We start from the raw sequence: 16,068 nt of genomic DNA on the forward strand, positions 1-16,068 counted from the left end.
GGACAAGACTCGCCCCCTCCGACTGGGGCCGCCATCTGGGCCGCTCGGCCTCTTCGCTGGTCAACGCCTCGACCTGGGCCTTGATGCTGACCGGCAAGGTGCTGGAAGACCGCGAACCCGGCGTCGTCGGCCACCTGCGCGCCGCCGTCCGCCGCCTGGGCGAACCCGTCATCCGCACCGCCGTCGGCCGCGCGATGAAGGAAATGGGCCGCCAGTTCGTGCTGGGCGAAACCATCGAAGGCGCCATGGACCGCGCCCGCGATCTGGAATCCAAGGGCTATACCTACAGCTATGACATGCTCGGCGAAGCCGCCCGCACCGAGGCCGACGCCCGCCGCTACCACCTGGCCTATTCCAAGGCGATCACCGCCATCGCCGCCGCCGCCCACAGCGCCGACCTGCGCGACAATCCCGGCATCTCGGTCAAGCTCTCGGCCCTGCACCCCCGCTATGAAATCGCCAAGCGCGAACGGGTCATGCAGGAACTGGTGCCCCGCCTGCGTTCGCTGGCCACGCTGGCCCGCACCGCCGGCCTTGGCTTCAACATCGACGCCGAAGAGGCCGACCGCCTGTCGCTCTCGCTCGAGGTGATCGAGGCCGTCCTGGCCGACCCGGCGCTCAAGGGCTGGGACGGCTTCGGTGTCGTGGTGCAGGCCTATGGCCGCCGCGCCGGCGCCGTGCTTGACTGGCTTTACGCCCTGTCGCAGCGGCTTGACCGCCGCATCATGGTGCGTCTGGTCAAGGGCGCCTATTGGGACAGCGAAATCAAGCGCGCGCAGGTGCTGGGCCTGACCAGCTTCCCCGTCTTCACCCGCAAGCAGGCGACCGATGTCAGCTACATCGCCAATGCGCGCAAATTGCTGGGCATGACCGATCGGATCTATCCGCAATTCGCCGGCCACAACGCCCATACCGTGGCCGCCATCCTGCACATGGCCGAAGAAACCGGCACGCCCTTGCGCGATTTCGAATTCCAGCGCCTGCATGGCATGGGCGAACGCCTGCATGATCTGGTGCTGACAGACCGGGGCACCCGCTGCCGCATCTATGCCCCCGTCGGCGCACACCGCGACCTGCTGGCCTATCTGGTACGCCGCCTGCTGGAAAACGGCGCCAACTCCAGCTTCGTGAACCAGATCGTCAACGAAGAGGTGCCCGCGACCGAAGTCGCCGCCTGCCCGCTGACCCATATGGAACGGGTCACGCCGCTGGAAAACCCCGCCGTCCGGCCCGCGCCGCAGCTTTTCCCCGGTCGCCGCAACGCGAAGGGCTGGGATCTGACCGATGCCGCCGATCTGGCCGCGATCGACGCCGCCCGCGCCCCCCATCAGGACCGGCTGTTCGAGGCCACCCCCCTCATCGCCGCGCCTGCACGCGGGGCTGACCGGCTGGCCGTCGCCAACCCGGCCACCGGCGCGCCCGTGGGCCATGTCACCACCGCCGCGCCGGAAGACGTGGACGCCGCCCTTGCCGCCGCCCGGCGCTGGGATGCCCCCGCCGCCACCCGCGCCGAAATCCTGACCCGCGCCGCCGATCTGTATGAGGAAAACTTCGGCCCGATCTTCGCCCTTCTTGCCCGCGAAGCCGGCAAGACCCTGGCCGATGCCGTGTCCGAACTGCGCGAGGCGGTGGATTTCCTGCGCTACTACGCCGCCGGGGCGCCCGCGCTGCGCGCCCCCGCGCGCGGCACCTTCGCCTGCATCAGCCCGTGGAACTTCCCGCTGGCCATCTTCACCGGCCAGATCGCCGCCGCGCTGGCCGCCGGCAATGCCGTGCTGGCCAAGCCCGCCGAACAGACGCCGCTGATCGCCGCGCTGGCGGTGGGGCTGCTGCATCAGGCCGGGGTGCCCGCCGCGGCGCTGCAACTCCTGCCCGGCGACGGCCGCGTCGGCGCCGCGTTGACCCGCGATCCGCGGGTGCAAGGGGTGGCCTTCACCGGCTCGACCGAAACCGCGCAACTGATCCGCCGCGCCATGGCCGACAACCTTGATCCCGCCGCGCCGCTGATCGCCGAAACCGGCGGGCTGAACGCCATGCTGGTGGACAGCACCGCCCTGCCGGAACAGGCGGTGCGCGACATCCTCGCCTCCAGCTTCCAGTCGGCCGGCCAGCGCTGCTCGGCGCTGCGTTGCCTGTATGTGCAGGAAGACGTGGCCGAAACCGTCAAGCGGATGCTGTTCGGCGCGATGGACGATCTGGCCGCCGGCGATCCCTGGCACCTGTCCACCGACATCGGCCCCGTCATTGATGCCGAGGCGCAGGCGGCCATTTCCGCCTATGTCGCCGCCGCCCGCAGCCAGGGCCGGGTGCTGAAGGAAACCGCCGTGCCCGCCACCGGAACCTTCGTCGCGCCCGCCGTCCTGTCGGTGCCCTCGATCAAGGCGATGGAGCGGGAAATCTTCGGCCCCGTCCTGCATATCGCCACCTTCCGCGCCGGCGAGATCGACCGCGTGATCGACGAGATCAACGCCACCGGCTACGGCCTGACCTTCGGCCTGCACAGCCGCATCGACGACCGGGTGCAGCAGGTGGTGGACCGGCTGCGCGTCGGCAACGCCTATGTGAACCGCAACCAGATCGGCGCCGTGGTGGGCAGCCAGCCCTTCGGCGGTGAAGGTCTTTCGGGCACCGGCCCCAAGGCCGGCGGCCCCGACTACCTGACCCGCTTCACCGCCGCCCCGGCCCCGGCGGCCGCCCCCGCCGCTGACAGCGCCCCGCTGGCCGAGGCCGAGGTCGCCCGCCGTCTGGCCGCCGTTCCGGCCCCCGTGGCCGAACTGCAGGCCGAAGACCTGCCGGGGCCGACCGGCGAATCGAACCGCCTGCGCCACAGCCCGCGTGCGCCCTTCCTCTGCCTTGGCCCGGGGGCCGAGGCCGCCCGTGCCCAGGCCGCCGCCGTCACCGCGCTGGGCGGTCTGGCGGTGGAAGCTCCCGGCCTGCCGCCGCAGGCGCTGGCCCGGCTGCAAGGCTTTTCGGGCGCGCTCTGGTGGGGCGATGAACCCGGCGCGCGGGCGCGCGCGCAGGCGCTGGCCAGCCGCCCCGGCCCGATCCTGCCGCTGGTCACCGGCACCCCCGACCGCGCGCATGTGCTGATCGAACGCCATGTCTGCATCGACACCACCGCCGCCGGCGGCAACGCCCGCCTGCTGGCCGAAGTCTCCGCCGACTGACGCCCTACCCACCGGAGCGGCCGCGCAAGCGCGGCCGCACGCCGTTTCTCTCGCCTCTGGTCCGCGCAGGGTGCGGCCCAACCGGCGCGGGGCTTGCCTCCGGCGGGGATATTTCAGGACAGATGACATCAGGGCGGGCCCTTGCCCCTTCAACTTGGTCCAAATACCCCGGGGGTGCGGGGGCAGCGCCCCCGCCCTTGCCGGCGGGGATTGACCGCCGGCCCCGGATCGGGAAGGCTCGCGCCCAATGTTTCCGATCCGCGATCACAACCCGTCCGGCCGCACGCCCTATGTCACCATCGCGCTGATGGCGGTGAACATCCTGGTGTTCCTGGCCTATTACCCCGCTGCCAGCGAATGGGATCTGCAACGCTTCTACATGACCTGGGGTCTGGTGCCGGGGCGGGTGCTGTCGGGCGACGGCATGGTGACGCTGGTCACCCACATGTTCCTGCATGGCGGCTGGATGCACCTGGGCGGCAACATGCTGTTTCTCTGGATCTACGGCGACAATCTGGAAGAGGAGATGGGCCCCGTCGGCTTCCTGCTCTTCTACCTTGCCTCGGGTCTGGCCGCCGCCGCCTTGCAGATCGCGCCCGATCCCGGATCGGGCGTGCCCATGGTGGGGGCCTCGGGCGCCATCGCCGGGGTGATGGGGGGCTATCTGCTGCTGTTCCCGCGCGCCAAGGTCGATGTGCTGTTCATCATCGTCGTCTTCATCCGCATCATCGCCCTGCCGGCCTGGGTGATCCTGGGCGTCTGGCTGGCGATCCAGCTTTTCTCGGGCTTCGCCACGCCGATGGATGGTGGAGGCGTCGCCTATTGGGCGCATGTCGGCGGCTTCATCGCCGGCATCGTGCTGACCCTGCCGGTCTGGCTGCGCCGGGGCGGGCCGGGCTTCTGGCAGCAGACCGCCGGCCACCCGCCGCATCCCGACGCCGATTACCGTCTGTCGAAATCCTCGATCCCGCGGGTGCCGCGGCGGTAAGGCTTACTCGCCGCGGAGCGTCTTGCGGAAGCTCTCGAACAGCGCCTCGTTCCCGGCGATCACGGCGCCCGCCTCCAGCGGCTCCTGCCCCTCGCGCAGGCCCGAGACCATGCCACCGGCTTCCTTGACCAGCAGCAGGCCCGCCGCCATGTCCCAGGCGTTGATCTCGCGCTCCCAGTAGCCTTCGTAGCGGCCCGCCGCAACATAGGCCAGGTCCAGCGCGGCCGCGCCCCAGCGCCGCACGCCCGCGCAGGCCGGCATCAGCCGCGCCAGATCCTGCAGCGTGGCCGGCAGCGTCTTCTTCGCGCCGAAGGGCACGCCGGTGGCGAAGATCGCCTCCGACATCTGCCGCCGACCCGACACCCGCAGCCGGCGGTTGTCGTTCAGCCAGGCGCCGGCGCCCTTTTCGGCCCAGAAGGTTTCGTCCTTGGCCGGGTCATGCACCACCGCCGAGACGATTTCGCCCTTGTGTTCCAGCGCGATCGACACCGCCCAATGCGGCATCCCGTGCAGGAAGTTGGTGGTCCCGTCCAGCGGATCGACGATCCAGCGCCGGGTCGGGTCTTCGCCCGCCTGTTCGCCGGTCTCCTCGCCCAGCCAGCCATAGCTGGGGCGGGCGCCCATCAGGTCTTCCTTGATCAGCCGCTCCGCCTCGCGGTCGGCCTTGGTGACGAAATCACCCGGTCCCTTGGCCGAGACCTGCAGGTTTTCCACCTCGCGAAAGTCCTTGACCAGCGAACGCCCCGCCTTGCGCGCGGCCTTGATCATGAGGTTGAGGTTGGCACTGCCCTGCATGGCACATCTCCGACGTTTCAGCCGGGCGTCCTAGCCCCAATCGGGCGGAAAGGAAAGCCTCGTGGCGCGGTCCGGGCCGCCTTACTGCACGATCGAGATGCGCATGTTGTCCATCCCTTCCCATTTGACCATCTGGAACAGGATCTTCGCATTGTCCGGGTGCAGCCGCACGCAGCCATGGCTGGCCGGGCGGCCCAGCTTCTTCAGATGGGTGGTGCCGTGAATGGCATAATTGCCGTCATAGAAGATGGCAAAGGGCATCGGCGCATTGTTGTAGCGGCGCGAGCGGTGGTTCTTCGACAGGAACTCGGGCTTGTAGATGCCCGCGGGCGTCACGCTGCCGCGCCCCGCGGTCGAGACCGGCCAGTCATAGAGCAGCCGCCCCTCGTGATAGACCAGCATCTTCTGCTGCGAGATCGACACCCGCACCTCAAGCCGTTCGGCCCGCGCAGGCCCGGCCATGGCAAGCGCCAGCCCCAGGATCAGCGCCGCGCCGACTTTGCGCATCTCAGCCTCCGGTCGAAAAATGCCTGTTGCAATGCCGACAGGATTTCCCCGCAACCCCGTCCGGTCAACGGAAAACTCACCGGGCCGGGGTGGGGAATCCCCGCCGTGCCGGGGGCGGGGCTGGGTGGGGCGCTGGCAGGGCCATCTGGCGAAGGCCATCGCCTTCGCCACGTCCCGCCCTTTGCCAAGGTCGGGGCCGGGTGCCAATGCACCCGGCCAGCGCCCGCCCCGCCCCCGGCGGGCGCTTCTCGCCCGCCAGGTCGGGCGCTGGCCTCTGACAGGGGCGTGTTCACCGTCTCCGGGCGGACCCCTCGCGCGGGGGCGGGGCGAGGCAATGCCTCGCCCTTTTCCGCCCCGTCAGCCGTAGGCAGGGAAAACGCACTGGCCGCCGCAGCCCCCTACCGCCGCGCCTCCTCCGCCCGGAAGAACGCCTCCGGTCCCTCCACCTCGACCAGCCGCCCGCCGGTGATCTGCCAGAACCGGCTGCCGGTGGCGCGGATGAAGGCGCGGTCGTGGCTGACCAGCAGGCAGGCCGCGCCCTGCGCCCGCAGTTCTTCCTCCAGCGCCTCCTGGCCCTCGATGTCCAGATGGTTGGTCGGCTCGTCCAGCAGATAGAAGTTCGGCCGCTCCAGCCGCAGCAGCAACAGCGCCAGCCGCGCCTTCTGCCCGCCCGACAGGGCCAAGACCGGCCGCCCCTGCCAGTCGGGCCGGATGCCCGCGCCCGCCAGCAGGCTGCGCGCCGCCGCATCGGCGCTGGTCCGGGCGCTGACCAGCGCAAAGGGCGTGGCTTTCGGCGGCAATTGCGCCAGCATCTGGTCGGAATGGCCCAGCCGCATCGCCGCCGCCGCCCGGATCGCCCCGCCGCCGGTCTCGCGCGCCGCATGGGCCGCCAGAACCGCCCGCACCAGTTGCGTCTTGCCCGCGCCATTCGGCCCCAGCAGCACCACCCGCTCACCCGGCCCGATCCACAGCTTGCCGCTGCGGAACAGACGCCGCCCGTCGGGCGCCCGCACCTCGGCCTCGTCCAGCGTCAGCAGCGCCCGCGCATGGGCGTCCGAGGCCGACAGCCGGATCGCCCCGGCGCTGCGGTCGCGCGCCGCCGGACGCGCCGCCGCCTCGATCTTCTCGGCCCGCTCGGTCAGTTGCTTTGTCTTTACCACCAGCAGATCCGACCCCGAATTGATGCCGATGTTCTTCAGCTTGGCCGCCTGCCGCCGCAACTGCCCGGCCCGCGCCAGATCGTTCTCGAACCGCCGCGCATCGGCGGCATCGGCCTCGTCCAGCGCGGCGCGCGCACGGGTATAGGGCAGGGCAAAGCCGCGCGACGCGCTTTCGCGCAGGAACAGCGTCCGCGTCGTGACCGCATCCAGAAAGGCGCGGTCGTGGCTGGTCAGGATCACGCCGGTCTCGCGGGGCAGGGCGGCCAGCCAGTCCTGCAACAGCCCGATGCGCGACAGGTCCAGATGGTTGGTCGGCTCGTCCATCAGGTAAAGGTCGGGCTCGGCCACCGCCGCCCGCGCCAGCAGCGCGCTGCGCTGCCAGCCGCCCGACAGCGCCGCCAGCGGCCGGTCGCGCAGATCGCCCGGCACCGCCAGATCGTCCAGCGCGATATCGACGCGCCAGTCCTCGTCGCGGTCGGCCAGCCCGCCCGCCACCGCCGCGCGCAGCGTCAGCGCCAGCAGCTCCGCCGGCACCTCCTGCGGCACCAGCCGGATGACCAGCCCGCGCGACCGGGTGATCTCGCCCGTGGTCGGCTCGGCCTGCCCGGCAAGGCAGGCCAGAAGCGAGGACTTGCCCCGCCCGTTGGCGGCCACCAGCCCCAGCCGGTCTCCGGGGGCAAGGGTCAGCGAAAGATCGGTGAACAGCGGCTGGCCAAGGGTCAGCGACAGGTCTTTGACGGCAAGAAGGCTCATGGATCGGCTCCGGGTCTGCGGCAGGGGGGCGCCATCGGGCGCAGGCTCACTGCAAGGCAGACCGGAAGGGGCCACACAAAAGGGTTGCGATGCCGTCCGGGTCAGCCCTGCGCATCACGCAGGGCGGAAACAGGGCCGGGGCAGCGTTCAACCTTGATCAACCGTTCCATGCCCCCAGTCTGGGCAGCCCGCCGGGCGCGGTCAAGGGGCTGAGCCGCCCAAACTGGTTAACGCCGCGCCCGCTGTGGCAGGGTAACACCCCTGCACGACGCGGATCATACGCAAGGCAGACGTGCCGCAGACGCGGCCGTTTGGGGAAACGGCCGCGTTAAGGCTGCGTTCCCAAGGGGTTAGAACCCCCGTTGCAGCTTCACCGGCTCACTCCGCGCCAGCCGCAGGAAATGCGCCACAAACGGCTTCGTCGCATCTTCCTCGCGGGTCGCGGCATACATCCGCTTCGTCACCGGCTCCGGTCCCAGCGGGCGGGTCACATAGTCGGCGCTGGTCTTCACCTCGCGCATCACCCAGTCGGGCAGCACCGCCACCCCCCGGTTCGAACCGACCAGCATCAGGATCACCGCCGTCAGTTCGGCGGTGCGCTGGGCGCGGGGTTCCACCTTGGCCGGGGTCAGCAGTTCGGTGAACACATCCAGCTTGTCGCGGCTGACCGGATAGGTGATCAGCACCTGGTCGCGAAAATCCTCGGCCGCGATGAAACCCTTTTCAGCCAGCGGGTTAAGCGATGAGGCGACAAAGGTCGGGTGATAGTCGAACAGCGGATTGAACACGATGCCCGGCGGCGGCACCCGGTCAGAGCTGATCACCAGATCCACCTCCTCACGGTGCAGGGCCGGCAGCGCCTCGAAGGCCAGCCCGGCGCGGATGTCCACATCCACCTCGGGCCAGGCGTGGCGGAACAGTTCCAGCACCGGGAACAGCCAGTCGAAACAGGCGTGGCATTCGATGGCAATGTGCAGCCGCCCCGTCTTGCCCGACCGCAGCGCGCGGAATTCCTCTTCCATCGCGTCGATCTCGGGCAGAACCCGCTCGGCCGCCCGCAACATCCGGTGCCCGGCGGCGGACAGGCGCAAGGGCTTGGACCGCCGCACGAACAGCTCCATCCCAGCCTGATCCTCCAGCCCCGCCACCTGATGGCTCAACGCCGATTGCGTGGTGTTCAACATCTCCGCCGCCCGCGCCAACCCCCCCGCCTGATGGATGGCCCGGATGGTTCGCAGGTGCTTCAGCTCGACGTACATGAAGGGCTCTCATAATCATGCTGCGGATTATGAATTGGTCTCACATCGGGGAATCTGCGACAAGGGGGCAATCAAGGAGAAGACCCATGCCCAAGGCCCCGCGCATCTCGTTCGAGTTCTTCCCGCCGCAGACGCTGGATGCGTCGTTCCGGCTGTGGGAAACCGTGCAGGCGCTGGCGCCGATGGGGCCGGAATTCGTGTCGGTGACCTATGGCGCCGGCGGCACCACCCGCAAGCTGACACATGACGCGGTGGCCACCATCCACCGCAACTATGGCCTGAACGTCGCCGCGCATCTGACCTGCGTGCAGGCAACCCGCGCCGAAACCCTTGAAATCGCGGCCTCTTATGCCGATGCCGGCGTGACCGAGATCGTCGCCCTGCGGGGCGATGCCCCCAAGGGCGCGGATCGGTTCACCCCGCATCCCGAAGGGTTCGCCTCCAGTGTGGAACTGGTCGAGGCGCTGGCCCGCACCGGAAAGTTCAAGGTCCGTGTCGGCGCCTACCCCGAACCGCACCCCGACAGCACCGGCACCGCCGCCGACGTGGACTTCCTCAAGCGCAAGATCGACGCTGGCGCGACCAGCGCCATAACCCAGTTCTTCTTTGAAGCCGACACCTTCTTCCGCTTCCGCGATCAATGCGCCAAGGTCGGCATCACCGCCCCCATCATCCCCGGCATCCTGCCGATCACCAGTTGGGACGGGGCGAAGAAATTCGCCACCCGCTGCGGCGGCAGCGTGCCGAAGAAGCTGGACGAAGCCTTCACCCGCGCCATCAAGGACGGCCGCGAGGAGTTGTATGCGCTGGCCCATTGCACCGCGCTCTGCGACCGGCTGATCGAAGGCGGCGTCGAAGACCTCCATTTCTACACCCTGAACCGCCCGCATCTGACGCGCGAAGTCGTGCGCGCCCTTGGCATTCAGACCCCGGTCGTTCTGGAAAAGGTTGCCTGATTTCAGCCTGTTGAAGGCTTGTCCCCGTCTCCCTGTCCGGCCCCCTTTGCCCCTGTGGCGGGGGGCCGCTTTTTTGCCGGGCTTGCCCTGCGGACGCGATCGGCTAAGGTCGGGCGACCTGTCGGAAGGACGCCGCGATGCCGAAGCTGATCACCCTGTTGAACGGGCCGAACCTGAACCTGCTGGGTCAGCGCCAGCCCGAAATCTATGGCCGCGAGACGCTGGAGGATGTGGTGTCGGCCACCGCCGAACTGGCCGAGGATCTGGGCCTGAACATCCGCGCCCTGCAATCCAACCACGAAGGCCAGTTGGTTGACTGGATTCAGGCCGCGCGCGGAACCTCGGCCGGGATCATCATCAATCCCGGCGCCTATTCGCACACCTCGGTGGCGATCCTGGATGCGCTGAACGCCTTTGAAGGCCCGGTGCTTGAGGTGCATATCTCGAATATCCACAAGCGCGAACCGTTCCGCCACCATTCCCATGTGTCAACCCGCGCCGACGGGGTGATCGCCGGGTTCGGCACCGAGGGCTATCTGCTGGCCCTGCGCCGGATGGCAACGCTGGTGCTGAAATGACCCTGCCGGTCAACGCCTTCAAGCGCGCCTTGCGGGACGGGCGGTCGCAGATCGGCATCTGGAACACCATCCCCGGCCCGGTGGTGGCCGAACTGCTGGCCGGCGCCGGGTTCGACTGGGTGCTGCTGGACACCGAACATGCGCTGACCGACATCCCCGACATCTTTGCCATGTTGCAGGCGGTGGCGGCCTATCCGGTGTCGGCGGTGGTGCGGCCGCAGACCAATGACACCGTGCTGATCAAGCGGTTGCTGGACCATGGCGCGCAGACGCTGCTGTTGCCTTACGTCCAGTCGGCGGCCGAGGCCGAGGCGGCGGTGCGCGCCATGCGCTATGCCCCGCGCGGGGTGCGCGGCGTGTCGGGAATGACCCGCGCCAGCCGCTATGGCGCGATCCCCGATTACGTCCAGCGCGCCGAGGAAGAGTTGTGCCTTCTGGTGCAGGTCGAAACCGCCGAGGCCCTGGCGCAGATCGAGGCGATTGCCGCGGTTGACGGGGTGGACGGGTTGTTCATCGGGCCGTCCGATCTTGCCGCTTCGATGGGCCATCCGGGCAATGCGCGCCACCCCGAGGTGGTGGCCGCGATCGACGACGCGATCCGCCGGATCGTCGCCACCGGCAAGGCGGCCGGCATCCTGACGCTGGACCCGGCCTATGCCCGGCACTGTCTGGAACTGGGCACCAGTTTCACCGCCGTCGGGGTGGATATGGCCCTGCTGCGGGCGGCCGCGTCCGATCTGGCCAAGGCGTTCGGACGGGGCGCGTAGCCCGGAAAAGCTGTGTTCGCCTGTGCGTCCGGCCCCCGAGGCAAGACGCACAGGGCAAGTTGCGGGCTCAGGCGCGCGACAGCAGGGCGCCGGGGCGCATCCGGGCAATGGCCTGGGTGACGAAGCCGGCCAGAACCACCTTCAGCGCGTCACCCGGCAGGAAGGCGCCGGTCAGCATCGCGGCTTCGGCGGGCGTCTTGTCCAGCATCACCGACATGCCGGCGATGCCGAACAGATACAGCACCGCGATCCCGCCAATGGCCGAAGCCGCGCCGGCCGCCAGGCCGACGGGCAGGGTTGTGCGTTCCATCAGCCAGCCAATGACGAAGGCCGCGATGGGGAAGCCGATCAGGAAGCCCACGGTCGGCCCGACAAAGACGCCAAGCCCGCCCCGTCCGCCCGACAGAAGCGGCAGGCCGGTTGCGACAAGCGCCAGGAACAGCAGCACCGCCAGCGCGCCGCGCCTGGCCCCCAGAACGGTGCCGCAGAGCATGATGCCCAGCGACTGGGCGGTGATCGGCACGCCGGTCGCCAGCGTGATCTGCGGCACAAGGCCAAGGATCGCCACAAGGGCCGCGAAAAGGGCGATATGCGTCAGGCTGCGTTCCATGCGAAGGGGGTCTCCTGTTCTGCGCTGCAGCAGGGTTACTCTGCCCCGCCCCGTGCACGCAAGGCTTCTGCCGCCTGATCCGCATCGTCCAGCGCGGCCAGCGTGGCCGGGACCAGCACCCGCCAGCCGGGGCGCCGCGGGCTGCGGGCGCGCCAGGCCTCGGTGATCTGGACCATGCGCGCGGCCAGCGTGGGAATGAAGCGGATCACCAGCGCGAAGGCCAGCGCCAGCCGCCGGGGCGGCAGAAGGGGCGCCAGCGGCGCGGCCAGCCGTTCCAGCACGGTGATCATGTCGGAAAGCCGGGTGGTCATGGTCACCAGGTTCGCCGCCGCCACTGCCGTGACCATCCGCAGGATCACCGCCGCGCCCGCGGCCGCCTCGCCGATCCACAGGTGCCAGGCCGCCACCACCGCGACAAAGGGCCAAAGTGGCCGCAACATCCGCGCCGCATGGGTGGTGAAGGCGGCCCCCCATGGCACATGCAGGGCCACAACGCCCCCAAGGGCCAGCGCCAGCGCCACAGGCGATTTCAGCCAGAACAGCACCACGGTGAACGCGGCCAGCGCGGCCAGCTTTGCCCCGGCGGGCAGGCGGTGCAGCGGCGTTTCAACCGGCGAGGTCAGTGTCAGCATCGGCCTCTCCGATCCGGGCCATTTCGGCGATGAAGGCCGGCAGCACCGTTGCGGGCGGGCCATCCTGCCGCACCCGGCCCGCCTCAAGCCAGATCACCCGGTCGGAGGTGCCAACGGCGGCGGGATCATGGCTGATGGTGATCAGCCGCTGGGGCAGGGCGGCCAGCCGCCGCGACAGGCGCGCGATGGTGGGCAGGTCCAGCCCGGCAAAGGGTTCATCCAGCAGAATGGTGCCGGGCTGCATCAGCAGCACAGCCAGAAGGCAAAGGTAATGCCGCTGCCCGCCCGACAGCGTGCTGACCGGGGCCTTGGCCCAATGCGCCCGGCCCTCGGCTGCCAGCGCGGTTTGTGCTGCCGCTATTGCTTGCGCTTGCGCAAGCCCCTGCTGGCGCAGGCCAAAGGCCAGCTCCTCCTCGACCGTTGGGAACAGGATCTGGTGATCGGGGTTCTGGAACAGGATGCCGATCCGGGTCAGCGCGGCCTTGCGGTCGGTATAGGGGGCGATCCCGTCGATCAGCACCTGCCCGGACGCCGGGGCGATCAGCCCGGCGATCAGCCGCAGAAGCGTGGTCTTGCCGCTGCCATTGCGGCCGACGATCCCGATCCGCCGTTCGGTCAGATCCAGCCGCAGCGGGTGCAGGATGGTCTTGCCGCCCAGCATCACCGGGCCGGTCTCCAGCCGGATGCCGCCGTCAGGCGGGGCCGCAGGGTGCGGTGCAAAGGGGGAAGGGGGCGTTCCTGTCACGGGGCTGGTCCATCAGGCATGGCCCTGCCTTCTACGGCGCGCATCCCGCGCTGTCAATACGAAAGCCCGGCCGGGCGCCTTGGCAACCGGCCGGGCAAGGGGCTGATCAGCAGGCCGCGATGTAGGTCTGGCCGGCCGAGTTGCGATAGTAGCACTGGCCCGGCGTGCTGGTCTTGCCAAGGAAGGTGCCGGCCACAGCGCCGACGGCCGCGCCAACCAGCGCCCCCTTGGTCTTGTCGGAATCCGACGACACGGCATAGCCAGCCGCGGCGCCGCCGACGGCGCCCAGCATGGTATTCTGTTCCGGCGTCGTGGTGCAGGCGCTGAGAGCCAGCGCGGCGACGGGAAGAGCAAGAAGAAGCGCTTTCATGGTTACCTCTATGGATTACTGGCTTGGCGGGTTTCGGGCAAAGATTCGGTGCCAAAGTACCTTTGACGTTCCGCCACTTTGCCCGCCTCCGTCAATCATCCGTTGCGGGCAGCCGCGACGGATTGCTCAAGGATAGTCATTGCCTCGGCAAAATGCGCCTCGGGAATGGTGATCGGGGCCAGGAAGCGGATCACGTTTCCGTAAACGCCGCAGGTCAGCAGGATCAGCCCGCGCTTCAGCGCCTCAAGCCGGACGCGGGTGGTGAAGCCGGCGTCGGGCTCCTTGCTGCCCGGCTTGCCGAATTCCACGGCAACCATGAAGCCGGGGCCGCGGATGTCCATGATCTCGGGCGTGGTGGCGCGGATGGCCTCCAGCTTCTGCTTCAGCCGGCTGCCCAGTTCGTTGGCCCGCGCGCAAAGGTCTTCTTCCTCGATCACGTCCAGCACGGCATTGGCTGCGGCCACACCCAGCGGGTTGCCGGCATAGGTGCCGCCAAGCCCGCCCGGCTGGCTGGCATCCATCAGGTCGGCCCGCCCGGTCACGGCCGAGATGGGCAGGCCGCCGCCCAGACCCTTGGCCATGCAGGTGATGTCGGCGGCCACGCCATGGGCCTGCATCGCGAACATGGTGCCGGTGCGGGCAAAGCCGGTCTGCACCTCGTCGGCGATCATCACGATGCCATGGTCATCGCACAGCTTGCGGACGGCCTTCACCAGATCGGTCGGCGCGGGGTAGAAGCCGCCTTCGCCCTGCACCGGCTCCATGATGATCGCGGCCACGCGGGCCGGGTCGACATCGGCCTTGAACAGCTTCTGGATGCCCTCCAGCGCCACGGCGGTCGGGACGCCATGTACCTCCTGCGGGAAAGGCACATGATAGACATCGGGCATCATCTGGCCAAAACCCTTCTTGTAGGGTTCGACCTTGCCGGTCAGCGTCATGCCCATGAAGGTGCGGCCGTGGAAGGCGCCGCCGAAGGCGATCACGGCATTGCGGCCGGTGGCGATGCGGGCAATCTTGACCGCGTTTTCAACGGCCTCGGCGCCGGTCGTGGCGAAGATCGTCTTCTTCTTCCAGTTCCCCGGAACCTTCTCGTTCAGCCGTTCGGCCAGGCGGATGTAGTTTTCATAGGGCAGCACCTGGTGGCAGGTGTGGGTGAAGCGGCCCATCTGTTCGGCCACGGCGGCCATGACCTTGGGGTGGCAATGGCCGGTGTTAACCACGGCAATGCCGGCGGCAAAGTCGATGTAGCGGTTGCCCTCGATATCCCAGACCTCGGCGTTCAGCGCGCGGTCGGCATAGATCTGGGTGGTCATCCCCACCCCGCGCGAGACCGCCTCGTCCCGGCGCTTGGCGACATCTGCATTCTTCATCGGTGCAACTCCTGCTGTGCGGGGCATCCACCCCTTTGGGGCCATTTGATCAAAGTTCCGCCCCCGCATCAATCCGCAGGGGTAAGGCCAAATCCCCGCTTTCGGTCGGGCCAGATCGGCGGGGCGAGAGTCCGGAGATATTCCTCGGGCATGTTCACACACTATTAACCATCCCCGGGCCAATCTCCGACTCGCGAATGAGGCGAGGCGGTCATGACGGACGGTCGGATTTCGAACCCCACACACCCCACCCCACCCCGAACGGAGGATGATCGTCTGGATCGCCTTCGCCTCATTCGTTCCCGCAGGGTTGGCCCGGCCACCTATCACCGGCTGATGGCCGAACACGGCTCGGCCCGCGCCGCACTTGCGGCGCTGCCCGAAGTGGCCCGCGCCGCCGGGGTGCCGGATTACCGGACCTGTCCCATCGAAGTGGCGCGCGCCGAAATGGCCGAAGGGCGGCTTGCCGGCGCGGTGCCGCTGTTCCACGGTGCGCCGGATTACCCGGCGTCGCTGCTGGCGCTCTCCGACGCGCCGCCCGTGCTGTGGCTGCAGGGCGATGCGGGTCTGCTGGCGCGGCCCATGGTGGCGTTGGTGGGGGCCCGCAATGCCTCGTCCCTGGGCATCCGCATGGCGCGGCGGCTGGCCGAAGGGCTGGGGCAGGCGGGCTATGTCGTGGTTTCGGGTCTGGCGCGCGGCATCGATTCCGAGGCGCATATGGCGGCCATGGCCACCGGCACGCTGGCGGTTCAGGCCGGCGGGGTTGAGGTGATCTATCCCGAAGAAAACACCGCCCTGGCCGAAGAGATCCGCCTGAAAGGCGCCCGCCTGTCCGAACAGCCGATGGGCACCCAGCCACAGACGCGGCATTTCCCGCAGCGCAACCGCATCATCGCGGGGCTGGCGCAGGCCGTTGTGGTGGTCGAGGCGGCCGCCCGGTCGGGCAGCCTGATCACCGCCCGCATGGCGCTGGATCAGGGGCGCGAGGTGATGGCGGTGCCGGGCCACCCGTTCGACGCCCGCGCCTCGGGCTGCAACATGCTGATCCGCGACGGCGCCACCCTTGTCCGCGGCCCGGCCGATATTCTTGAGGCGCTTGGCCAGATCGGCGCGCAATTCGACGAAACCGGCGAGGTGCCGGCCGACATGTCCGCCCCGCCGCTGCCCGGTCCGGTGCCGCCGTCGCGCCCGCTGGCCGAGGCGGCCGAGTTGCACAGCCGCATCCTGGCCCGGCTTGGCCCCAGCCCGACGGCGGAAGACCAGTTGATCCGCGATCTGGCGTTGCCCCCGGCGCGGCTGGCCCCCGAGATCCTGACGCTGGAGCTGGAGGGGCGCATCCAGCGCCATCCCGGCGGGCTGCTGGCGCGGCTCTGACGCGGGTCAGGTCTGCCCCGGTTGACATTCCGTC

General features: G+C 69.3%; 15 protein-coding genes. 6 read left to right on the top strand and 9 right to left on the bottom strand.

Annotation, left to right across the window (positions count from 1 at the left end; translation table 11 throughout):
• Positions 1-3,167, top strand: a 3,167-nt coding sequence (gene putA, locus C5F44_RS09585) for a bifunctional proline dehydrogenase/L-glutamate gamma-semialdehyde dehydrogenase PutA (RefSeq protein WP_107673315.1), incomplete at its 5' end; no start/stop codon positions are given.
• A gap of 247 nt (positions 3,168-3,414) precedes the next feature.
• A complete protein-coding gene (locus C5F44_RS09590; protein WP_107673316.1) occupies positions 3,415-4,155 on the top strand; it encodes a rhomboid family intramembrane serine protease in 741 nt (246 codons plus the stop codon).
• A 3-nt stretch (positions 4,156-4,158) separates the two neighbouring features.
• Here the strand turns inward: C5F44_RS09590 and C5F44_RS09595 are convergent, their stop codons facing one another.
• The 4 genes from C5F44_RS09595 to C5F44_RS09610 all read right to left on the bottom strand — a co-directional run bounded on the left by C5F44_RS09595 (position 4,159) and on the right by C5F44_RS09610 (position 8,629).
• Positions 4,159-4,950 (bottom strand): inositol monophosphatase family protein, encoded by a 792-nt coding sequence (locus C5F44_RS09595; protein ID WP_107673317.1) that lies wholly within the window; start codon positions 4,948-4,950, stop codon positions 4,159-4,161.
• 81 nt (positions 4,951-5,031) lie between these two features.
• Positions 5,032-5,457 (bottom strand): L,D-transpeptidase, encoded by a 426-nt coding sequence (locus tag C5F44_RS09600; protein ID WP_107673318.1) that lies wholly within the window; start codon positions 5,455-5,457, stop codon positions 5,032-5,034.
• 398 nt (positions 5,458-5,855) lie between these two features.
• Positions 5,856-7,370, bottom strand: a complete 1,515-nt coding sequence (locus tag C5F44_RS09605) for an ATP-binding cassette domain-containing protein (RefSeq protein WP_107673319.1) — start codon at positions 7,368-7,370, stop codon at positions 5,856-5,858.
• 350 nt (positions 7,371-7,720) lie between these two features.
• Positions 7,721-8,629 (bottom strand): LysR family transcriptional regulator, encoded by a 909-nt coding sequence (locus tag C5F44_RS09610; protein ID WP_107673320.1) that lies wholly within the window; start codon positions 8,627-8,629, stop codon positions 7,721-7,723.
• An 86-nt stretch (positions 8,630-8,715) separates the two neighbouring features.
• On the opposite strand from C5F44_RS09610, the gene metF reads away from it, so the two are divergent.
• From metF to C5F44_RS09625, 3 genes are all read left to right on the top strand, one after another.
• Positions 8,716-9,585, top strand: coding sequence for a methylenetetrahydrofolate reductase [NAD(P)H] (gene metF, locus C5F44_RS09615; protein ID WP_107673321.1), 870 nt, complete (start codon positions 8,716-8,718; stop codon positions 9,583-9,585).
• A gap of 137 nt (positions 9,586-9,722) precedes the next feature.
• A complete protein-coding gene (gene aroQ / locus C5F44_RS09620) occupies positions 9,723-10,163 on the top strand; it encodes a type II 3-dehydroquinate dehydratase (RefSeq protein WP_107673322.1) in 441 nt (146 codons plus the stop codon).
• The gene (locus C5F44_RS09625) at positions 10,160-10,930 is read left to right on the top strand and encodes an aldolase/citrate lyase family protein (RefSeq protein WP_107673323.1); all 771 of its coding nucleotides are present in this window, start codon (positions 10,160-10,162) and stop codon (positions 10,928-10,930) included. The genes aroQ and C5F44_RS09625 overlap by 4 nt, the downstream gene beginning before the upstream one ends.
• Before the next feature lie 67 nt (positions 10,931-10,997).
• On the opposite strand, the gene C5F44_RS09630 is transcribed toward C5F44_RS09625, so the two are convergent.
• The 5 genes from C5F44_RS09630 to C5F44_RS09650 all read right to left on the bottom strand — a co-directional run bounded on the left by C5F44_RS09630 (position 10,998) and on the right by C5F44_RS09650 (position 14,660).
• Entirely contained in the window at positions 10,998-11,540 is a 543-nt protein-coding gene (locus C5F44_RS09630) for a biotin transporter BioY (protein WP_107673324.1), read from the bottom strand.
• Between the two features lie 35 nt (positions 11,541-11,575).
• Entirely contained in the window at positions 11,576-12,172 is a 597-nt protein-coding gene (locus tag C5F44_RS09635) for a CbiQ family ECF transporter T component (RefSeq protein ID WP_107673325.1), read from the bottom strand.
• A complete protein-coding gene (locus tag C5F44_RS09640) occupies positions 12,147-12,833 on the bottom strand; it encodes an energy-coupling factor ABC transporter ATP-binding protein (RefSeq protein WP_107673326.1) in 687 nt (228 codons plus the stop codon). Before C5F44_RS09640 ends, C5F44_RS09635 begins: the two co-directional genes overlap by 26 nt.
• Before the next feature lie 190 nt (positions 12,834-13,023).
• Entirely contained in the window at positions 13,024-13,287 is a 264-nt protein-coding gene (locus C5F44_RS09645; protein ID WP_107673327.1) for a YMGG-like glycine zipper-containing protein, read from the bottom strand.
• A 95-nt stretch (positions 13,288-13,382) separates the two neighbouring features.
• Positions 13,383-14,660, bottom strand: a complete 1,278-nt coding sequence (locus C5F44_RS09650) for a 4-aminobutyrate--2-oxoglutarate transaminase (protein WP_107673328.1) — start codon at positions 14,658-14,660, stop codon at positions 13,383-13,385.
• A gap of 213 nt (positions 14,661-14,873) precedes the next feature.
• Here C5F44_RS09650 and dprA point away from each other — a divergent pair, with 213 nt between their 5' ends.
• Complete coding sequence (gene dprA, locus C5F44_RS09655) at positions 14,874-16,034, top strand: DNA-processing protein DprA (protein WP_107673329.1); 1,161 nt, start codon at positions 14,874-14,876, stop codon at positions 16,032-16,034.
• The last annotated feature ends 34 nt before the right edge of the window (positions 16,035-16,068 follow it).

It is taken from the genome of Fuscovulum blasticum DSM 2131 (genome assembly GCF_003034965.1).
GTDB lineage: Bacteria > Pseudomonadota > Alphaproteobacteria > Rhodobacterales > Rhodobacteraceae > Pseudogemmobacter > Pseudogemmobacter blasticus.

Excerpts from the sequence above, each read along its gene's own strand:
- C5F44_RS09590 (WP_107673316.1), top strand. The coding sequence starts at position 3,415 with ATGTTTCCGATCCGCGATCACAACCCGTCCGGCCGCACGCCCTATGTC.
- C5F44_RS09640 (WP_107673326.1), bottom strand. The coding sequence starts at position 12,833 with ATGCTGGGCGGCAAGACCATCCTGCACCCGCTGCGGCTGGATCTGACC.
- C5F44_RS09645 (WP_107673327.1), bottom strand. The coding sequence starts at position 13,287 with ATGAAAGCGCTTCTTCTTGCTCTTCCCGTCGCCGCGCTGGCTCTCAGC.
- C5F44_RS09605 (WP_107673319.1), bottom strand. The coding sequence starts at position 7,370 with ATGAGCCTTCTTGCCGTCAAAGACCTGTCGCTGACCCTTGGCCAGCCG.
- C5F44_RS09625 (WP_107673323.1), top strand. The coding sequence starts at position 10,160 with ATGACCCTGCCGGTCAACGCCTTCAAGCGCGCCTTGCGGGACGGGCGG.
- C5F44_RS09595 (WP_107673317.1), bottom strand. The coding sequence starts at position 4,950 with ATGCAGGGCAGTGCCAACCTCAACCTCATGATCAAGGCCGCGCGCAAG.
- C5F44_RS09610 (WP_107673320.1), bottom strand. The coding sequence starts at position 8,629 with ATGTACGTCGAGCTGAAGCACCTGCGAACCATCCGGGCCATCCATCAG.
- C5F44_RS09635 (WP_107673325.1), bottom strand. The coding sequence starts at position 12,172 with ATGCTGACACTGACCTCGCCGGTTGAAACGCCGCTGCACCGCCTGCCC.
- C5F44_RS09600 (WP_107673318.1), bottom strand. The coding sequence starts at position 5,457 with ATGCGCAAAGTCGGCGCGGCGCTGATCCTGGGGCTGGCGCTTGCCATG.
- C5F44_RS09630 (WP_107673324.1), bottom strand. The coding sequence starts at position 11,540 with ATGGAACGCAGCCTGACGCATATCGCCCTTTTCGCGGCCCTTGTGGCG.
- aroQ (WP_107673322.1), top strand. The coding sequence starts at position 9,723 with ATGCCGAAGCTGATCACCCTGTTGAACGGGCCGAACCTGAACCTGCTG.
- C5F44_RS09650 (WP_107673328.1), bottom strand. The coding sequence starts at position 14,660 with ATGAAGAATGCAGATGTCGCCAAGCGCCGGGACGAGGCGGTCTCGCGC.
- metF (WP_107673321.1), top strand. The coding sequence starts at position 8,716 with ATGCCCAAGGCCCCGCGCATCTCGTTCGAGTTCTTCCCGCCGCAGACG.
- dprA (WP_107673329.1), top strand. The coding sequence starts at position 14,874 with ATGACGGACGGTCGGATTTCGAACCCCACACACCCCACCCCACCCCGA.